Here is an 18,853-nt window from a genome sequence, read left to right as displayed (position 1 = left end):
TACACACCTCGGTTTTTGCTCTGGTGTGTAAGCGGTGTGTAAGCAATTTTGACTACCTAATCGACCACTAAGCTCTTGAATCTATTGAGGTCTTTGTTACAAGACCCCTAGGGCTTCTTTCTTATGAGTCCTCTGCTCTAACCAACTGAGCTATGGGCCCTAACCACTCATTGTAATTGAAGGGGCTCTTCAAATGATTGATTGGTATGCACTTGCTGAAATGTTGGTTTTTATTTAGATATACATTATTATATGTATATCTAAAGGAGATGAAAATCATGGTCGTATCAAAATGGGGGAACAGCCTTGCCATTCGTCTACCAGCTCAAGTGGTCGAATTTTTAGAGCTAAAAGAAGGGGATGACATTGAGGTCCATGTTGCGGATAAAAAGCATTTCCAAGTTAAGAAGAAACCTTCCCTGCAGGATAGGCTTCAAAGTTTGAGAAAATTTCGTGGTCGCATGCCCGCTGATTTTCACTTTGATAGATCTGAATTGAATGAACGCTAAGAAGATATTTTTTGATACCAATACCCTACTTTATTTACTATCATCAGATACCAAAAAAGCAGACTGGGTTACTAAAAATTTACAGCAATCGAACGTAATAAGCGTTCAAGTGCTTAATGAATTTACTTCTGCTAGCATTAGAAAAATAAAAATATCTAATAGTGAGCTGGATGAATTCTTAGATTTATTTACGTCTACATTCAACGTAAGATCGCTTGACATAGATACTTTTGAAACTGGATTGATGGTGTCCAGGCGATATGGATACCATCACTATGATTCAATGATTATTGCTGCGGCTTTGCAAGCAGGATGCGAAAAACTGTACTCAGAAGATATGCAGCACCGGCAAGTAATTGATAAGAGACTGCAGATCGTGAATCCTTTTTTATAAAGGACTCACGATATCGAAGTGCTAGACAATCAATCTTCCTCGAGGAAGGTCTTGAGTTTGTCGCTACGGCTTGGGTGACGCATTTTTCTCAGGGCCTTAGCTTCGATCTGACGAATACGCTCACGAGTAACGTCAAACTGCTTGCCGACTTCTTCGAGAGTGTGATCAGTGCTCATCTCAACACCAAAGCGCATACGCAATACTTTTGCTTCACGTGGTGTTAATGAATCAAGAACGTCCTTCACCACATCACGCATAGAGTCATGCAATGCTGCTTCGGCTGGAGCCAATGTATTGCCATCTTCAATAAAGTCGCCCAAATGAGAATCTTCATCGTCACCAATTGGTGTCTCCATGGAGATAGGCTCTTTAGCAATCTTCATGATCTTGCGGATCTTATCTTCAGGAATCTCCATCTTCAGCGCCAAGGTTGCAGCATCTGGCTCATGGCCAGTTTCTTGCAAGATCTGACGGCTGATACGGTTCATCTTGTTGATTGTCTCAATCATGTGAACAGGGATACGGATCGTACGAGCCTGGTCAGCAATCGAACGAGTAATCGCCTGACGAATCCACCATGTTGCATAGGTAGAGAACTTATAGCCACGACGGTATTCAAACTTATCTACCGCTTTCATCAAGCCGATGTTGCCCTCTTGAATCAAGTCCAAGAACTGCAAGCCGCGGTTGGTGTATTTCTTAGCAATGGAGATTACCAAACGTAAGTTGGCTACCGTCATCTCACGTTTCGCTTCACGGGCACGCTTCTCGCCAGCGATCATCTGCTTGTTTACTTCTTTTAATTCTGGAAGTGGAATAACAACATTCTTCTGAATATCAATCAACTTCTGTTGAAGTTCTTGAATTGCAGGGACGTTACGTTGCAAGAGTGCGCTGTAAGGCTTGTTCTCTTTGAGCAACTTCTCAGTCCAAGTCAAATTCATGGACATCTTAGGGAAGTCTTTTAATACTTCGCTACGATTAACGCCAACCTTGTCTACCAACAAGCTCACGATGCCACGCTCAAGTTTCCATACTTGGTCCACTTGTGAGCGCATAGTGTCACATAACTTCTCAACACTCTTCGCTGTCAAACGGAAACCAAGCAACTCAGCACGAATTGCTTCTTGCGCCTTCAGATACGCAGGACAGTTATAACCATCCTTATCAAACGCACGGCGCATCTTATCGGCCTGTGTACGTACGATTGCAAACTTCTCTAAAGAAATCTGCTTTAACTCTTCTAATTGCTTGGCATTCGCTGTTGCAGCACCGCCACCGCCGCCGCCACCTTCGTCTTCGCCGCCCTCTTCATCGCCTTCTTCAGCATCCGGATCAATTTCTGGCTCTTCAGGTCCAAGCTTAATATCTTCTGCGTTAGGATCAACCAAACCATCCACAAACTGGTCAATCTCCATCTCGCCACTAGCAATCTTGTCAACGTTGCTCAAAATCTCAGCAATCGTTACAGGGCAAGCAGCCAAAGCCATCACCATATCTTTGAGGCCGGCTTCAATCTTCTTCGCAATGACGATCTCGCCTTCGCGAGTCAGCAAATCCACTGTACCCATCTCACGCATATACATACGTACTGGATCGGTAGTGCGTCCGAATTCTGAATCCACTGTAGATAAAGCAGCTTCAGCCTTTTCTTCAGCCTCTTCTTCGGAAGCTGCAGCTTCTGTATTGTCAGACAGGATTAAGGTTTCAGCATCGGGCGCTTGTTCGTAAACAGTAATACCGATGTCATTGAGCAAGCTGATCAAAGTCTCTAATGCATCCGCATCAGACAACTCGTCAGACATCACGTCATTCATCTCGCCATGGGTTAAATAGCCCTTGGACATACCCATCTTGATCAAAGTCTTCAAACGAGCACGACGTAGCTCTTGCTGCTCTTCAGTACCCAACTGCTGTGCTGCAAATTCTTTTAAGAGCGCCTTCTCTTTAGCTTTACGCTCACGCGCTTTTTGACGATCCGTTAAAACTGGCTCCGCATTTTCTGCAGGAGCATCCGCCTTGGCTTTACGGCCACGCTTCTTTTCTTCTTCAGCTACTGGCGCCTCAACTTCAGCAACCTGGGCTTTTTTATCTTTGGTTGCTTTTACTTCCTTTGCCTCTTTAACTGGCTCAACCTTAGGAGCAGGCGCAGCTTTACCTTTTTTTACTGGCTCAACTTTGACTTCTGCTTTTGCTGCTTTCACAGGGGCTTTAGCAACTGGCTTTGCCGGCGCTTTTGCCGCTGGCTTTGCAACTGCTTTTGTTGGTTTTGCTGGCGCTTTAGCTGCAACCTTAGGGGCTGGCTTTGTGACAGCCTTCACCGGTTTAACTGGTGCTTTAGCTTTTGGAGCTGGCTTAGCAGGTGCCTTAGCTTTAGGCGCTGGTTTTGCAGCCGCTTTTACTGGCTTTGCAGGAGCTTTCGCTTTTGGAGCGGGCTTAGCTGGTGATTTAGCTTTAGAAACTGGTTTTGCGGCAGCCTTTACTGGCTTAGCTGGGGTTTTTGCTTTGGCCGCTGGTTTTGCAGCGGCTTTTACTGGTTTAGCTGGAGCTTTCGCTTTTGGAGCTGGTTTTTTGGTCTTGGTATTCGGCATTTATTAGCACTTACTCACATTACTGTTATTGATATCGACTGATGAAACACAGCCCCGTAGTAACTCACTTACTCACTTACCCCAAATTTCATCAAAATAAAGCGCAAGTGGCTGAATTAAATCGGTTTTTTCTTGGGAACAGAGGATTATAGTCGATTGCGACTTTTTTACCTCCGTAACACTTAAAAATATGGGGTAATTTCGGGGGATTTCTAGGGGTGTTTCAGTAAATTCTTAGGAGAATTTCAGCTTTTCGCCCAATTCCCGATAACGGGCTTTGTCTTGCTCAGAAGCAATGCTTCCAGAGATCTTTTGGGCGATTTCAGTCATTTCCTGCTTGAGATGGGTTAATTCCAGCTTTTTGAATGCCCCCTCAAGATCAGCAGCTGCACCCTCTAACTCCAAATCAGAACCCATCACCCGATTTCTCAGGACCTCATACAGAGGAGCCAACTCACTACGAGAGAGTTGATCTTGGAACATGGCAAATGCGCCGGCACCTGCGATCGCTGGTTTATTACCCTCGCCTGGAATCAACTCAACCAAGTCACACTGTGACAAAAGATCTTTCATCAAAGCGTGGGCTTTTTCAGATCTCTGCTCTGCCGCCTTCAATGCTAGTGCGCGCTTATTTTCATCCAATGCTTTTCCTAAATGCGGAAACTGAATAATCACTCGCAGCATTTGCTCGGCTAAATCCGTTGGTGCCTTGGGTGGCTCGATATTTTGAGTAGCAACTCTTTTTGCAGATCCTTTGGATACTTGCCAAGGCGCGCCTTGCCGATTGCCATTATTAGAAAAATTATTTTGGCTATTTGGGTTACCTTGATTACCCTGTCCACCTTGATAGCGCGCCTGTGCTGGCTGATAAGTAGTTTGTCGAACAAGCGCAGGCGCTACTGTTAAACCACAAAATGCTTCAAGTTCTGCAGGGGTAGTATTGGTACGAATCGCGAGTTCGCGCAGAATTTGCGTACGCAAAGCAATGGGAGGCATCGACAGTAAAAGCGGCTTAGCGGCATGATGGGTATGGGCTCTACCCTCTGGGGTAGTTTGCTCGTGACCCTCACTAACAACCTTAAAGAAGAAGCTAGAGATAGACATGGCTTCTTTAATGACCTTCTCAAAAGCCGGTGCGCCATAAGCACGAACATAGCTATCAGGGTCATGCTCTGTCGGTAAGAATAAGAAACGAATTTCTTTATCATCTGACATTAAAGGCAAGCAAGCCTCAAGCGCACGCTGTGCAGCACGTTGACCAGCGGAGTCACCATCAAATGAGAAAACCACTTTATCGGTTTGTCTGAGTAGCATGCGTACATGGTTTGCCGTACAAGCTGTACCCAGTGTTGCAACCGCGTTTGGAAAACCTAATTGCGCTAAGGCAACAACATCCATATAGCCTTCGCACACCAAAACATATTCCTGGGTACGAATCGCTTGTCTTGCTTCAAACAAGCCATAAAGCGTATTGCCTTTTGAGAACAATGGCGTCTCAGGAGAATTTAAATACTTGGGTTCACCTTGATCCAAAATCCGTCCACCAAAGCCAATGGTTTGACCTTTGGGATTGCGAATAGGAAACATAATGCGGTCACGGAAACGGTCGTAGCGCTTTACATTTGCACCTTCGGACTGTTCACCCTGAATCAGTAAACCGCCCTCTAGCAAAGTCTTGGCAACCTCATCATTAGAGTAGGTGCCAAATACTGCTTCAAGACCCTGCCAGCCGTCAGGCGCATAACCTAAGGCATAACGCTTAGCAATCTCACCAGTGAGTCCACGGCCCTTTAAATACTCAACTGCCCTGGTATTGCCTTTGAGTTGTTGGCGATACCAATCTGCAGCAGTGCTCATCACCTCACTCAATGCCATTGCTTGCTGCTGTCTCGCTACATCATTTGCAGTGCGCTCTTCACGAGGCACATCTAAGCCTACGGAACGCGCAAGATCTTCAATAGCATCCACATATCCAAGTCCGGAATACTCCATTAAGAAACTAATGGCAGATCCATGGGCGCCACAACCAAAGCAGTGATAAAACTGTTTAGTAGGTGAAACTGAAAATGATGGGGACTTCTCTGAATGAAAGGGGCACAAACCCTGAAAGTTCGCGCCCGCTTTTTTCAGCTTAACGTGCTGCCCAACCACATCAACGATATCAACCCGATTTAAAAGATCGGCAATGAAGGATTGTGGAATGAGCGCCATGTAGCCAGTATGAAAGGATTTTGCTTTCTTGACTAGCTACTGAGTTTACTTACTTCGCCAATGCGGCTTTTACCAAGCCAGATACTTTACCCATATCTGCTTTGCCAGCCAATTGACCTTTCAGTACGCCAATGACCTTACCCATATCCTGTGGGCCTGCAGCGCCAGTGGAAGCAACGGCAGCAGCTACTGCAGCCTCTACTTCAGCATCGGATAACTGCGCAGGCAAATACGTTTGCAAAATCACCATCTCAGCAGCTTCAATCGCAACTAAATCATCGCGATTGGCTTTTTCAAATTGAGAGATCGAATCTTTACGTTGCTTAATCATTTTTTCGACAGTTGCAATCACACCAGCATCGTCAACCACGATGCGCTCGTCGACTTCGCGTTGCTTGATCGCTGCCAATAAAAGACGAATCGTTCCTAGGCGCTCAACTTCTTTAGCGCGCATAGCATTTTTCATATCTTCGGTGATTTGATCTTTTAGACTCATGGCTTTATTCCTGGTATTGAATATAAAACGTCGAACATTTAATAATGGTGATTAAAAAGCAAAAACCCGCTGCGTTTCACCGTCAGCGGGTTTCAAAGCCTCTCGGTGAGGAGAGCTTTTAAATTCTATTAGTAAAGCTTCTTAGGCAACATTTGGCTGCGAATACGCTTGTAATGGCGCTTAGCAGCTGCAGCCTTCTTGCGCTTACGTTCAGCCGTTGGCTTCTCGTAGAACTCGCGTGCACGCAAGTCTGTCAAAAGGCCATTCTTTTCAATGGTGCGCTTGAAACGGCGCAATGCCACTTCAAATGGTTCGTTTTCGCGGAGGCGGACTGTAGTCATACTTATTTAACTCGTATATGCTCGATAGATATCGAAAAATTAACTGAATTGCGATTCTAGCACGGCTAAGTAAAAAAATGATTGTTTTAGGAATAGAAACTTCTTGTGACGAGACCGGGGTGGCTTTATACAACACCACGCCTTGGGAAGAGGGTAAACCGGCCTTCCAGGGCATATTGGGCGAGGGCCTGCACTCTCAAATCGCCATGCACCGGGACTATGGGGGCGTTGTCCCCGAATTAGCCTCCCGCGACCATATTCGTCGTGTTTTACCCCTCTTAGACCAATCATTAGCCCAGTCTGGCCTCAAATTGGCCGATATTGATGCTGTGGCATTCACTCAAGGCCCTGGATTGGCTGGCGCCCTCCTGGTAGGAAGCGCTTTTGCTAAATCCCTAGCCCAAGGTCTCAATTTACCGTCTATAGGGGTACATCACCTCGAAGGACACCTACTGTCCCCGCTTTTGGGCCAAACCGCCCCTCAATTCCCCTTTATTGCCTTGCTGGTATCTGGTGGCCACACGCAACTCATGAAAGTCTCCGGGATTGGTCAATACGAGCTGCTTGGCGAAACCTTGGATGATGCGGCGGGAGAAGCCTTTGATAAGACGGCCAAATTACTCGGCTTGGATTACCCCGGTGGCGCAGCTATTTCTAAATTGGCAGAGCAAGGCCGCCCAGGTATTTTTGATTTACCTAAACCCATGTTGCACTCTGGTGATTTAGATTTTTCTTTCTCTGGATTAAAGACGGCCGTTCTCAATCAAGCGAAAAAGTTTGCAGAAAAAAATATTGTGAACCCTTCAGAGCTTGCACAATTTCACGCGGATCTTGCTAGAAGTTTTGTTGACTCCATCGTGGCAGTTCTTGTCAGTAAGTCCGAGAAAGCACTCAAACAAACGGCCTGCAAACATTTAGTGCTCGCAGGTGGCGTTGGTGCCAATTTGCAACTACGTGCTGCACTCAATGACAAAGCGAAACACAATGGTTTTGAAGTACATTACCCGCCGCTTGAACTCTGCACGGATAACGGCGTGATGATCGCTTTTGCTGGGGCACTGCGCATGATCGAAAAAAATAATGGCTCCACAACTTCTGGAGCCTTTGATATCAAACCCCGCTGGGATTTGCAAAGCAATAACCTGAAATAGATTTATTGCCTATCTGAATTTGCCTATTTCTGATGACTGATTCTGGCGAATGCGCTGTGGTTGTGAATGGATTCAAAGTTCTCAGCCTCCACCACAAAAGAGCGGATACGCTGATCTGCCTTGAGATTGCCGGCTACGTCACGCACTAAGTCTTCTACAAACTTCGGGTTGCTATAAGAATGCTCAGTAACCCATTTCTCATCGGGACGTTTCAGCAATCCCCATAACTCGCTAGAAGCTTCGCTTTCAGCAGCGGCAACTAAATCCTCCACTGTCATCTGCGTTTCAGAATCCAACGCTACAGTCATAGTGACGTGTGAACGTTGATTATGTGCACCAAACTCAGAAATCTCTTTTGAGCAAGGACACAAACTCATTACTGGAACTTGTGCGCGTAAACCCAATTCAATATCAGCGCCGCCTGTTGCATTTTGCTTGGCTGTTGCCATCCAAGTCACTTCGTAATCCATCAAACTTTCTACACCAGAAACCGGCGCTGCTTTTTTTACGAAATGTGTGTAAGTAAATTGCACGTGGCCTTCTTTAGCATCGAGCAAAGGCAACATATCACGAACTAAGGCAACAATGGTGGTGCTATCCACAGCCGCATCTTGTTTTTGGAGAAGCGCCATGAATCGCGACATGTGCGTACCCTTTACATGCGCAGGTAAGGCCACATCCATCTCAAAAGTTCCAACCGATGGGAAGTTACCCGTCTTGCTGCGAATGGTCAGTGGATGACGTACGCCACGAATACCAACTTGCTCAATAGGCAGTGCCCGCTCATCCAAAGTGGATTGCACGTCAGGCATTGCGCTGGCTTTCAGAAATGCGGGATTCAAGTCATTCATGGCTCTATTTTCAGGCAAAACGGGCTTATTTGCCTAACAGCGTAGTATTTATGGTCAATATTGCCGGAAAACGTTGTTTGATGGAGTTAGCAATACCCTCAACATCCAAGCCACACTTGGTCATCAGCAGACTGTAGTCACCATGCTCGATAAATTGATCAGGAAGACCTAATTGCAAGAGGGGTTTCTGAATACCGAGATTCGAGAGCGCCTCTAAACAAGCGCTACCTGCACCACCGGCAATAGCCCCATCCTCAATCGTCACAAAATAATCATGATCAGCCGCTAACGATTGGATAAGATCTACATCGAGCGGCTTTACAAAGCGCATATTGGCCACCGTTGCATTAATCCCTTCAGCCACTTCGAGTGCTGGGTAGAGCAAAGTGCCAAACGCCAATATCGCCACACGTTGACCAGCAGGCGCAGTGGATTTGCGACGAATCTCGCCCTTACCAAACGGTAGAGTGCGTAATTCTTTAGATGGGATAGTGCCAACGCCTGCACCACGCGGATAGCGCACTGCGCTTGGATGTGGCTGATGAAAGGCAGTCGTTAACAAGTCGCGGCATTCCGATTCATCTGCCGGCGTCATCACCAGCATATTCGGAATACAACGCAAGAATGGAATGTCATAAGCGCCAGCGTGCGTAGCGCCATCAGCACCAACGAGACCAGCGCGATCTAATGCAAACAACACCGGCAAATCCTGTATCGCCACATCGTGAATGAGTTGGTCATACGCGCGCTGTAAGAAAGTAGAGTAAATCGCTACTACTGGTTTCATGCCCTCACATGCCATACCGGCTGCAAAAGTGACCGCGTGCTGTTCAGCGATACCGACGTCGTAGTAACGCTTAGGGAAACTCTTCTCAAATTCAACTAAACCGGAACCCTCTCGCATGGCTGGAGTAATGCCCACCAATAAAGGATCTGCATGCGCCATGTCGCATAACCACTCACCAAATACTTGAGTAAACGTTTTTTTGCTGGCGGCTGATTTTTTGACACCCTCTTCAGGATTAAATTTACTAGGGCCGTGATAGAGCACAGGATCAGCCTCAGCTAATTCATAGCCTTGACCTTTTTTAGTCACCACGTGCAAGAACTGGGGTCCGCGACCTTCTAAAGCCAAGCGACGCACGTTCTGCAGCATCGGGATCAAAGCATCTAAATCATGGCCATCAATCGGGCCGAAATAATTAAAGCCAAACTCCTGGAAGATCGTCGATGGAGAAACCATTCCTTTGGCGTGATCTTCAAGGCGTTTAGCAAATTCACGCAAAGGGGGCGCAATTGATAAAACACTATCAATGCCTTTTTTGGTCGCCGAATAAATATTGCCACTAAGCAATCTAGCTAGATGGCGATTGAGCGCACCCACGGCAGGCGAGATCGACATGTCGTTATCGTTCAAAATCACTACGAGGGGTAAGTCGTCGTATACACCGGCATTATTCATGGCCTCAAAAGCCATACCACCGGTCATCGCACTATCGCCAATCACCGCAACAGCTACATGTCGTTCGCCTTTGGTTTGAAACGCACGCGCCATACCCATTGCCGCAGAAATACTCGTGGATGAATGACCGGTACCAAAAGCATCAAACTCACTTTCAGAGCGATGCGGAAAACCTGACAAGCCCTTGTGCTGACGCAAGCTACCCATGCGTTCACGACGACCAGTCAGAATCTTATGTGGGTAACTTTGATGGCCAACATCCCAAACGATGCGATCGTGCGGGGTATCAAAGACGTAGTGCAAAGCAATAGAGAGCTCTACCGTTCCCAAGTTGGACGACAGATGTCCACCCGTCTTGGATACAGAATCCAAAACAAACTCGCGTAACTCATCAGCTAAAGCTGGTAGATCTTCGCGGGAGAGTTTTTTGAGATCGTCGGGGGAGTTAATGGAATGTAAAGTCATTGAACCTAAATAATCTGTACTGATGAATTTCTCTTATTATTCTTATTGATCTCTTACTTGCCGCGATTGACAACCAAGAGAGCTAAATCTTTTAATGCTTGTGCAGATGCACCAAAACTATCCAAGCTAGCGATTGCTGTTTCTTGCAACTCTTTAGCCTGCTTCTGTGCATAGTCTAAACCCATCAAGGTCACGTAGGTCGGCTTATTGGCAGCAGCGTCCTTGCCAGCTGTCTTACCCAAGGTTTGACTATCCGCAGTGGCGTCCAGCACATCATCCACAATCTGAAAGGCTAATCCCAGGGACTTTGAGTAACTTTTCAAATGCGCCATTTGTGTTGGATTTAGATGGGCAGCAATACCGCCTATTTCAACAGCGCATGACAACAAAGCTCCTGTTTTCATAGCATGCATTTGCTTTAGACCATTGAGGTCTAATTTCTTGCCAACGCTTTCTAAATCAATGGCCTGACCACCCGCCATGCCGCGTGAGCCAGAGGCGGCCGCTAATGCAAAAATCAGGTTGAGGCGAACTTGCGCATCACCATTTGCATTGGCCAAAATTTCAAAAGCGCGCGTTTGTAATGCATCCCCAACGAGTAATGCTGTTGCTTCATCAAAAGCTTTGTGCACTGTCGGACGACCGCGACGTAAGTCATCATCATCCATGCATGGCAAATCATCGTGTACCAATGAATAAGCATGGATACATTCAATTGCTACAGCCGCAGCATCCAATGATTCGCTACTTTCTGTGTTTTCGCCAAGTTGACCTGCGGCATAAACTAATAAGGGGCGGATACGCTTGCCGCCACCTTGCGCTGCGTAACGCATAGCCTCATGTAAACGATGCGGCGTAGTTTGCACGGAATCGAGCAAGCGATCTAACGCCAACTCAGTTCGCTCGGAGTGAGAGGTAATCCACTCCTGAAATTGAAAAGCAGTGCCCAATTAAGCCTCGAACACTCGAACTTGTTGCTCAACCTGGGCCAACATCCCCTGACAATGTTTTAGCAAGGCTGCCCCTCGTTGATAGGCTAACAAGGTTTCTTCTAGGGAAAATTTGCCAGATTCCATGTCTGAAATGAGCTTTTCAAGCTCTTTAACGGCTTGCTCATAACGCAAATCGGGGTCAATTAGGACCTCAAGACCGGGTTTTTGACTCTCTGACTTCTTGGCTGGCATAAGCTGGATTCCTTGTTATTTCCCACACGGATAGGCATATATATTAAAGCGAGAAGCCGTTTGGATGGGTATAATCCACCCCTTCCTTTCCAATATCGATCCGTCGATGGTTGGATTGGTTATTCCGCTTAGCTTCGGCTGACGTTTTCGGGGGTGGGGAGAATGACTAATCTGGCTACCGCGCAGAAGCTTGCGCCGTCCAATTTGCAATTGCCGGTTTCGGCATATTTTGACGCTGACCTGTATCAGCGGGAAATTGAACTGCTTTTTAAGCAGGGCCCCGGCTATGTTGGTCACGAATTGATGGTGCCTGAAATGGGCTCCTATCAAACTTTAAGCGCAGAAAACGAAGGTCGCATACTTGTTCGCAATGAGTCTGGCGTAGAACTCCTTTCCAATGTTTGTCGCCATCGTCAAGCATTGATGCTCAATGGTCGTGGTAAAGCTGACAATATTGTTTGCCCATTACATCGCTGGACTTATGACTTAGGCGGCAATTTATTAGGTGCCCCTCACTTTGAAGATAAGCCTTGTTTAAATCTTGGCAAATCCCCTTTACAAAATTGGCAAGGACTCCTATTCGAAGGTCCACGCGACGTACGCACTGACCTCGCCAAACTGGGCGTTGCAGATGATCTCAAGTTTGAAGGTTACGTTCTTGACCATGTTGAAGTACATGAATGCAACTACAACTGGAAAACATTCATCGAGGTTTATCTCGAGGACTATCACGTTGTGCCATTTCATCCAGGTCTTGGAAAGTTTGTTTCTTGCGAAGATCTGCACTGGGAGTTCGGCGATTGGCATAGCGTTCAAACCGTTGGCATTCATAAAGATTTACAAATTCCAGGCTCACCAACCTATCGCAACTGGCATGAAGCTGTACTTCGTCAATTTGACGGCAAAGCCCCACGCCATGGTGCCATCTGGCTTACCTATTACCCCAATGTCATGGTGGAGTGGTACCCAGGCGTTCTGTGCGTATCAACACTGCACCCTATGGGCCCCGGTAAAACACGCAATATTGTTGAGTTCTACTATCCAGAAGAAATCGCTTTGTTTGAGCGTGAATTTGTGGAAGCAGAACGTGCTGCTTATATGGAAACTTGCATCGAGGATGATGAAATTGCTGAGCGTATGGATCAGGGCCGAGCAGCCCTACTTGCCCGCGGCATTAATGAAGTAGGTCCATATCAAAGCCCAATGGAAGATGGCATGCAACATTTTCATGAGTGGTATCGCCGAGTCATGAACTTCGAAGGTGCATAATTAAAATAAGCTTCACGGTTACATTAATACCCTTTATTAATAACCCTCATCACCAAAAATAGGAAGCATCATGACTCCTCTAATCTCAGCTAACCAGTTAGAAGAAATCATTAATAGTGGTGAAAATATATTGCTCTGTGACTGTCGCTTTGATTTAGTCGACCCACTGATCGGCAAAAAATCCTACGAAGAAAGTCATATTCCTGGTGCCATTTTTGTAGACCTCGATAAAGATCTCTCAGGAAGCAAGACTGGCACGAATGGCAGACATCCCCTGCCTAGTCCAGAGGCCTGGGCTCAAACTAAAACGCGTTTGGGCATCAACCCCAATACCTTAGTGGTTGCCTATGACAAACAAGGCTCCGTCTATGCCAGTCGTTTGTGGTGGATGCTCAAGGCAACAGGGCACGCTAATGTTCGGGTACTAGATGGCGGCTTAGATTCTTGGAATGGCCCCATGGGTTCTATTCCAAGAGCGCCCACCCCTTGCACAGAAGCCATTGGAGTGATGCCTTATGCGGGGCTAGTTCTAGTTGATGATGTAGTGGCTAATCTAGAGACAAAGAAAAACAAAATCATCGATGCACGCACTGAAGATCGCTTTCATGGTCAAAATGAAACGCTGGATCCAGTTGGCGGGCATATTCCCGGTGCAATGAATCGCTTCTTCAAAAATAATCTCAATGCGACTGCATTCAAAACTCCTGAGCAGTTATTCAAAGAATTTTCAGCATTCCTCGGGACTGCTAAAGCTTCTGAAGTTATTCACCAATGTGGATCTGGCGTCACTGCCTGCCATAACCTTCTAGCGATGGAGCTTGCTGGCTTTAAAGGCTCACGCCTGTATGCAGGTAGCTGGAGCGAATGGTGCGCAGACCCCAAAAGGCCTGTTGAACTTTAAAACTTGTTAGTGCAATAGGGACAGTAGGATCACAAACCCTACGCCACAAGCAATCAAGACCGTCTGACGTAAAGACTCGACCCAGTGTGGGCGACGGTGCATTTGCGGGATGAGATCACTCACCGCAATATAAATAAAACTACTAGAAGCGACAACCAATAAATATGGCATCGCTGCATGCGCTTTTTCCAAGAAGAAATAAGCCAATACGCCACCCACTACTGCTGATAAACCGCAGATAAGGTTGTACAACAAGGCGCGTGCACGGGAAAAGCCAGCATTTAACATGACAATGAAATCACCGATCTCTTGCGGGATTTCATGGGCAATGATCGCAATGGCCGTAAAAATGCCCACTTGATGGTCGGCCATAAAGGCTGCGGCAATCAAGATGCCATCTACGAAGTTATGAATGCCATCGCCAACCAAAATCATCCAGCCACTACGCCCAGCATTTTCTGCATCATGGCCATGGTGATGGTGGTGCCCATCACCTTCGTGATGGTGGTCGTGTCGCAATAATGCGATCTTCTCAAGCAAGAAGAAACCCAATAACCCAGCAAGCAAAGTAGCAAATAAGAACTGAGGTTTTGCACCTTCCATGCTAAATGCTTCAGGCAAGGAGTGGAGTAAAGCAGTTGCTAGCAATATGCCGACCGATAGGCTCACCATATTGTTGACCATCTTGGAGAGCATGGCCAAAGAACAGCTTGCGGCCACCAAGACGCTAGCAGTTCCCGCTAACGCAGTCACCAGGAGAATGCTTTGTAAAACAGTCATCGAGCTTATGCCACTCCGTTTTTCTTAAACCAGGCTAGGCACTTTTCCCAACCATCTTTCGCAGGACCTTCACGATAGCTTGCGCGGTAATCAGCATGGAATGCATGGGGGGTATCTGGATAAACTACAAATTCACAAGCCTTGGCAACAGGATTCTTAGGGGCGGCCTGCGCCAAAGCGGCGCGCATTTGATCAATACTCTCCAAAGAAATTCCGGTATCAGCAGCGCCATACAAGCCGAGCACTGGCGCTTTTAAATCAGCAGCAATATCTATAGGATGGCGAGGATTGCCCTCAGTCTTCTCGCCGATGAGACGACCGTACCAAGCTACACCGGCACGCACCTGCGGCAAGGTTGCGGACAACCAAGTAATACGACCACCCCAACAGAAGCCAGTAACACCGACGCGTTTTAAGTCACCGCCATTTTTGCCAGCCCACACTAAAGCAGCCTGTAGATCGTTCAAGACTTGAGCATCCGGAGTCTTGGCCACAATATTAGTCATAATTTCAGCAATGGTGCCGTAAGTATTGGGGTCGCCTGCACGAGCAAAGAACTCTGGGGCAATCGCAAGATATCCCAACTTCGCAAAACGTCTGGTGACATCAGCAATGTATTCGTGCACACCAAAAATCTCGCTCGCCACAATAATGATTGGCAAAGAGCCTTTAGCTTTTTCAGGTCGAGAGACATACGCTGGCAACTGAAAGCTACCAACGGGGATCATCTGCTCACCAGCTTTGATGCCTTTGAAATCGGTTTCAATAGCCGCAGCCATCACAGGCTCAGAGGCTCCCGCAAATCCAACCCCAATAGCAGTCGCGCTAATTGCAGATGTTTTCATAAAATTACGTCGACTATTTTGAATGTCTTTACTCATTACCTTGTCTCCTTACTTGCATTTCTCATTGAATACTTAGTGCGCTTCTTCCCAATTATCGCCAATCCCAATACTAACCACTAAAGGCACCTTTAACTGGGCGACATTGCACATCAAACCGGGTAATTTAGCTTGCACTAGCTCAAGCTCATCAAAAGGCACGTCTAGCACCAACTCATCATGAACCTGAAGTAAAAGCTTCGTCTTGAGCTGCTCCTTTTCGAGCCAGTCCTCAACGGCGATCATGGCCAATTTAATTAAGTCAGCAGCAGTACCTTGCATTGGGGCATTAATCGCTGCCCGCTCAGCTCCCTGGCGTCGCGGACCATTGGAACCCTTGATTTCTGGCAACCAAAGACGTCGCCCAAAGACCGTCTCTACATAACCATTCTCTCTTGCTTCGAGACGGGTGCGCTCCATATATTGAGCCACCCCTGGATAACGATCGAAGTATTTAGCGATGTAGTTTTGTGCAGCAGAACGCTCAATACCCAGATTGCCGGCTAAACCAAAAGCACTCATTCCGTAAATCAGGCCAAAGTTAATGACTTTGGCGTAACGACGTTGCTCAGAATTAACATCATCTAATGGGACACCAAAAATCTCTGCTGCCGTGGCTTGGTGAACGTCTTTACCTTCTTTAAATGCCGTTAATAGATTTTCATCTTCGGCAATATGCGCCATGATGCGCAACTCAACTTGGGAATAATCCGCTGACAATAATTTGCATCCGTCTGCTGGAATAAAGGCCTCACGAATACGACGACCCTCTTCTGTGCGCACTGGAATATTTTGCAAGTTTGGATCGCTTGATGCCAGGCGACCTGTAACTGCAGTAGCTTGAGAAAAGTTCGTATGAACGCGACCCGTCTTGGGATCGGCCATGCGAGGAAGCTTCTCAATATAGGTGGACATTAGCTTTGCCAAACTGCGGTAATCCAAAATGCGCGCAGGCAAGGGATAGTCTTCCGCTAGCTTCTGCAACACTTCCTCATCGGTAGAGGGTGCACCTGAAGGCGTCTTTTTAATTACCGGAAGCTCAAGTTGTCCAAATAAAATTTCTGCGATCTGCTTAGGTGACTGAATATTAAATGGCTGACCTGCTAGCTTGTGAATTTCGCCTTCTAACTCAAGCAAACGTTTGCCCACCTGCTGGCCTTGTTTGGCCAATAATGCTGAATCAATCCGAATACCGTTACGCTCCATGATGCCGAGCACACGCATAGCGGGCATTTCTACCTTTTCATAGATATAGAGCAAGCCTGAGTTTTCCTGAATCTGTGGCCATAACTCCAAATGCAGACGCAAAGTAATATCGGCATCTTCTGCCGCATAGTCTGTTGCAATTTGGAGATCGACTTGATCAAAACCAATCTGGTGGACGCCTTTGCCGCACACCTCTTCATAGCGAATGGTTTTCATGCCCAGATGGCGTTCAGCCAAGCTGTCCATATTGTGGGGCATGTGCGACTCGAGCACATATGACTCTAGCAAGGTATCGAATGCAACACCCTTTAAGGTAATGTCATAGTTTGCAAAGATATGAGCATCGTACTTTAAGTTTTGACCTACTTTTAAATGCGTTGCGCTTTCTAACCAAGGCTTCATGCGCGCAAGCACTAAGTCACGATCAAGTTGCACCTCACCGTTGCGGTGAGCAACTGGAATGTAACAAGCTTCACCCGGCTTTACTGATAAAGAAATTCCAACAAGTTCTGCCGCAAGCGCATCAAGACTAGTAGTTTCCGTATCAACTGCCGTTAACTCAGATGCCTCAATCTTCTTTAGCCACTTCTCTAAACTTGCTTCGTCCACGACGCATTCGTAGTGACGTTCGACCGCATCTTGTGAGTCTCGAGTTTCTTGTGACAAATCTTTAGTCGGCGAGCCAGCAATCACGCGTGTCTTTTTTTCTTTATCTGCTCCGCCCTCAGAGGAAGAAATTAGGCTACCTGCCAAATCAAAGCTTGCTGGCTCAGCCTTACTATCCGGGCTTGTGAGCTGCTTTTCCACGTCACGCAACCAAGTCTTAAATGCATAGCGCTCAAATAATTCTCGTAATAAAGGCGCGTCTTCAGACTTGGCATGCAAGTCATCTAAGCTTGGTAAATGGGGTGATAAATCACAATCGGTTTTTACCGTAATGAGTTGACGAGCTTGCGGCAACCAAGGAAGCGTAGCGCGCAAGTTTTCACCAACTACGCCTTTAACTTGATCGGCATTTGCCATCAAGTTATCGAGATTACTAAATTCCGCCAGCCATTTATTGGCTGTCTTTGGTCCCGCCTTCGGAACACCTGGCACGTTATCGACGGTATCGCCGATGATAGATAAATAATCCACAATCAATTCTGGTGGTACACCAAACTTTTCTTTGACACCTTCGATGTCTAGCTTTTCATTTGTCATCGTATTGATGAGGGTGACTGAAGAATTTACCAGTTGCGCCAAATCTTTATCGCCCGTGGAGATGATGGTTTCCCAACCCGCTTGCGTAGCTTGGCAAGCCAAAGTCCCAATGACATCGTCCGCCTCAACACCGGAGACCATCAATACGGGCCATCCTAAAGCCTTCACCATGGCATGAATTGGCTCAATCTGTTTAACCAAATCCTCAGGCATGGGGGAGCGATGCGCCTTGTATTCTGAGTACATTTCGTCGCGGAAGGTCTTCCCTTTAGCATCAAAAACACAGGCAATATGGTCAGCCTTAAGCTCAGATCGGGCCCGGCGCATCATATTCACCATGCCATAAATAGCCCCAGTAGGCTCTCCAGCCCCATTTCTGAGGTCTGGCATGGCGTGGAAGGCGCGATAGAGGTAGCTAGAACCGTCTACCAACAAGAGTCTATGTTTAGTCATACCGCAATCGTACAATCTAGTTGTGAATTGCCTACAGGTCTGGTTAGGGAACCGACCGAGAGTAGGCTTAAAAAGGTGAAAAAATGCATTATTTAACGAACTTAATTAGCCGCTCAATGAGTCAAAGCCTAACCCTAATGAGTTTTTTGGTGGTTTTTGGACTTTTTGGCACCACTTCAACCCACGCTCAGAATAACAGCCAGGCACTGAGCCCATCGGAATTAAACCGTATCAATAGTCAGCCACTCGCACCTGCTGTGAGCGCAAGTGGCGCGACATCCAACCCTGAGCAACGCAAGCCAAACTATCAATACCGAGACAAAAACGGCACCACCGTTACCGAATATAAGGATGTCAATTCTCCAACACAGGTAGATGTAAAAACGCCATACACCAGCTACGAAATGGCACCACCCACATCTGTGATGCCAGGACCTCCAAAAGATACAGATCTGATCAGCGTTCCTAGCGTCAGCATTCCCTTTTAATTTAAAAAGCATTTACT

At 46.8% G+C, this 18,853-nt stretch carries 17 protein-coding genes; 6 read left to right on the top strand and 11 right to left on the bottom strand.

Features of this window, described 5'->3' with window-relative positions:
* The first annotated feature begins 278 nt into the window (after positions 1-278).
* Positions 279-509: an AbrB/MazE/SpoVT family DNA-binding domain-containing protein gene (locus tag ICN40_RS05210; protein WP_072582921.1), complete on the top strand. Its 231-nt coding sequence runs from the start codon at positions 279-281 to the stop codon at positions 507-509.
* Positions 499-903 (top strand): PIN domain-containing protein, encoded by a 405-nt coding sequence (locus ICN40_RS05205; protein WP_072582870.1) that lies wholly within the window; start codon positions 499-501, stop codon positions 901-903. The genes ICN40_RS05210 and ICN40_RS05205 overlap by 11 nt, the downstream gene beginning before the upstream one ends.
* Positions 904-932: 29 nt before the next feature.
* Here the strand turns inward: ICN40_RS05205 and rpoD are convergent, their stop codons facing one another.
* The 4 genes from rpoD to rpsU all read right to left on the bottom strand — a co-directional run bounded on the left by rpoD (position 933) and on the right by rpsU (position 6,542).
* Positions 933-3,494 (bottom strand): RNA polymerase sigma factor RpoD, encoded by a 2,562-nt coding sequence (rpoD, locus tag ICN40_RS05200; RefSeq protein ID WP_216242613.1) that lies wholly within the window; start codon positions 3,492-3,494, stop codon positions 933-935.
* A gap of 234 nt (positions 3,495-3,728) precedes the next feature.
* On the bottom strand, positions 3,729-5,705 hold the full coding sequence (gene dnaG, locus ICN40_RS05195) for a DNA primase (RefSeq protein WP_216242611.1): 1,977 nt from the start codon (positions 5,703-5,705) through the stop codon (positions 3,729-3,731).
* Positions 5,706-5,754: 49 nt separating this feature from the next.
* Positions 5,755-6,201, bottom strand: a complete 447-nt coding sequence (locus ICN40_RS05190; RefSeq protein ID WP_215358464.1) for a GatB/YqeY domain-containing protein — start codon at positions 6,199-6,201, stop codon at positions 5,755-5,757.
* Between the two features lie 128 nt (positions 6,202-6,329).
* On the bottom strand, positions 6,330-6,542 hold the full coding sequence (rpsU, locus tag ICN40_RS05185; RefSeq protein ID WP_011903537.1) for a 30S ribosomal protein S21: 213 nt from the start codon (positions 6,540-6,542) through the stop codon (positions 6,330-6,332).
* A 77-nt stretch (positions 6,543-6,619) separates the two neighbouring features.
* Between rpsU and tsaD the strand changes: the two genes are divergently transcribed.
* Complete coding sequence (gene tsaD / locus ICN40_RS05180) at positions 6,620-7,693, top strand: tRNA (adenosine(37)-N6)-threonylcarbamoyltransferase complex transferase subunit TsaD (RefSeq protein ID WP_216242610.1); 1,074 nt, start codon at positions 6,620-6,622, stop codon at positions 7,691-7,693.
* 23 nt (positions 7,694-7,716) lie between these two features.
* Here tsaD and folE2 read toward each other — a convergent pair whose 3' ends face one another.
* Genes folE2 through xseB form a run of 4 tightly spaced genes read right to left on the bottom strand, consistent with a single transcriptional unit; the run spans position 7,717 to position 11,655 of the window.
* A complete protein-coding gene (gene folE2, locus ICN40_RS05175; RefSeq protein ID WP_216120426.1) occupies positions 7,717-8,544 on the bottom strand; it encodes a GTP cyclohydrolase FolE2 in 828 nt (275 codons plus the stop codon).
* A gap of 25 nt (positions 8,545-8,569) precedes the next feature.
* A complete protein-coding gene (dxs, locus tag ICN40_RS05170) occupies positions 8,570-10,471 on the bottom strand; it encodes a 1-deoxy-D-xylulose-5-phosphate synthase (protein ID WP_216242608.1) in 1,902 nt (633 codons plus the stop codon).
* A gap of 53 nt (positions 10,472-10,524) precedes the next feature.
* Entirely contained in the window at positions 10,525-11,421 is an 897-nt protein-coding gene (locus tag ICN40_RS05165) for a polyprenyl synthetase family protein (RefSeq protein ID WP_216242607.1), read from the bottom strand.
* Complete coding sequence (gene xseB / locus ICN40_RS05160) at positions 11,422-11,655, bottom strand: exodeoxyribonuclease VII small subunit (RefSeq protein WP_216242605.1); 234 nt, start codon at positions 11,653-11,655, stop codon at positions 11,422-11,424.
* A 162-nt stretch (positions 11,656-11,817) separates the two neighbouring features.
* On the opposite strand from xseB, the gene ICN40_RS05155 reads away from it, so the two are divergent.
* Both ICN40_RS05155 and ICN40_RS05150 read left to right on the top strand, forming a co-directional pair.
* Complete coding sequence (locus ICN40_RS05155; RefSeq protein WP_215358474.1) at positions 11,818-12,924, top strand: SRPBCC family protein; 1,107 nt, start codon at positions 11,818-11,820, stop codon at positions 12,922-12,924.
* Between the two features lie 70 nt (positions 12,925-12,994).
* Positions 12,995-13,825, top strand: a complete 831-nt coding sequence (locus tag ICN40_RS05150; protein WP_216242604.1) for a sulfurtransferase — start codon at positions 12,995-12,997, stop codon at positions 13,823-13,825.
* A 6-nt stretch (positions 13,826-13,831) separates the two neighbouring features.
* Here ICN40_RS05150 and ICN40_RS05145 read toward each other — a convergent pair whose 3' ends face one another.
* Genes ICN40_RS05145 through polA form a run of 3 tightly spaced genes read right to left on the bottom strand, consistent with a single transcriptional unit; the run spans position 13,832 to position 18,348 of the window.
* A complete protein-coding gene (locus tag ICN40_RS05145; protein ID WP_374222782.1) occupies positions 13,832-14,614 on the bottom strand; it encodes a ZIP family metal transporter in 783 nt (260 codons plus the stop codon).
* Complete coding sequence (locus ICN40_RS05140) at positions 14,611-15,486, bottom strand: dienelactone hydrolase family protein (RefSeq protein WP_072582858.1); 876 nt, start codon at positions 15,484-15,486, stop codon at positions 14,611-14,613. The genes ICN40_RS05145 and ICN40_RS05140 overlap by 4 nt, the downstream gene beginning before the upstream one ends.
* A gap of 36 nt (positions 15,487-15,522) precedes the next feature.
* Positions 15,523-18,348, bottom strand: coding sequence for a DNA polymerase I (polA, locus tag ICN40_RS05135; RefSeq protein WP_216242600.1), 2,826 nt, complete (start codon positions 18,346-18,348; stop codon positions 15,523-15,525).
* Between the two features lie 116 nt (positions 18,349-18,464).
* Between polA and ICN40_RS05130 the strand changes: the two genes are divergently transcribed.
* Positions 18,465-18,836, top strand: a complete 372-nt coding sequence (locus ICN40_RS05130) for a hypothetical protein (protein ID WP_255561205.1) — start codon at positions 18,465-18,467, stop codon at positions 18,834-18,836.
* Positions 18,837-18,853 lie beyond the last annotated feature (17 nt).

This window comes from Polynucleobacter sp. Fuers-14 (genome assembly GCF_018882045.1).
Classification (GTDB): domain Bacteria; phylum Pseudomonadota; class Gammaproteobacteria; order Burkholderiales; family Burkholderiaceae; genus Polynucleobacter.
The sequence above is the reverse complement of the archived record's forward strand: the minus strand, read 5'-3'. Positions and strand labels throughout refer to the sequence as shown.

Bases quoted from the DNA above. Each gene is read 5' to 3' on its own strand.
- ICN40_RS05210 (WP_072582921.1), top strand. From the start codon at position 279: ATGGTCGTATCAAAATGGGGGAACAGCCTTGCCATTCGTCTACCAGCT.
- ICN40_RS05205 (WP_072582870.1), top strand. From the start codon at position 499: ATGAACGCTAAGAAGATATTTTTTGATACCAATACCCTACTTTATTTA.
- rpoD (WP_216242613.1), bottom strand. From the start codon at position 3,494: ATGCCGAATACCAAGACCAAAAAACCAGCTCCAAAAGCGAAAGCTCCA.
- dnaG (WP_216242611.1), bottom strand. From the start codon at position 5,705: ATGGCGCTCATTCCACAATCCTTCATTGCCGATCTTTTAAATCGGGTT.
- ICN40_RS05190 (WP_215358464.1), bottom strand. From the start codon at position 6,201: ATGAGTCTAAAAGATCAAATCACCGAAGATATGAAAAATGCTATGCGC.
- rpsU (WP_011903537.1), bottom strand. From the start codon at position 6,542: ATGACTACAGTCCGCCTCCGCGAAAACGAACCATTTGAAGTGGCATTG.
- tsaD (WP_216242610.1), top strand. From the start codon at position 6,620: ATGATTGTTTTAGGAATAGAAACTTCTTGTGACGAGACCGGGGTGGCT.
- folE2 (WP_216120426.1), bottom strand. From the start codon at position 8,544: ATGAATGACTTGAATCCCGCATTTCTGAAAGCCAGCGCAATGCCTGAC.
- dxs (WP_216242608.1), bottom strand. From the start codon at position 10,471: ATGACTTTACATTCCATTAACTCCCCCGACGATCTCAAAAAACTCTCC.
- xseB (WP_216242605.1), bottom strand. From the start codon at position 11,655: ATGCCAGCCAAGAAGTCAGAGAGTCAAAAACCCGGTCTTGAGGTCCTA.
- ICN40_RS05155 (WP_215358474.1), top strand. From the start codon at position 11,818: ATGACTAATCTGGCTACCGCGCAGAAGCTTGCGCCGTCCAATTTGCAA.
- ICN40_RS05150 (WP_216242604.1), top strand. From the start codon at position 12,995: ATGACTCCTCTAATCTCAGCTAACCAGTTAGAAGAAATCATTAATAGT.
- ICN40_RS05140 (WP_072582858.1), bottom strand. From the start codon at position 15,486: ATGAGTAAAGACATTCAAAATAGTCGACGTAATTTTATGAAAACATCT.
- polA (WP_216242600.1), bottom strand. From the start codon at position 18,348: ATGACTAAACATAGACTCTTGTTGGTAGACGGTTCTAGCTACCTCTAT.
- ICN40_RS05130 (WP_255561205.1), top strand. From the start codon at position 18,465: ATGAGTCAAAGCCTAACCCTAATGAGTTTTTTGGTGGTTTTTGGACTT.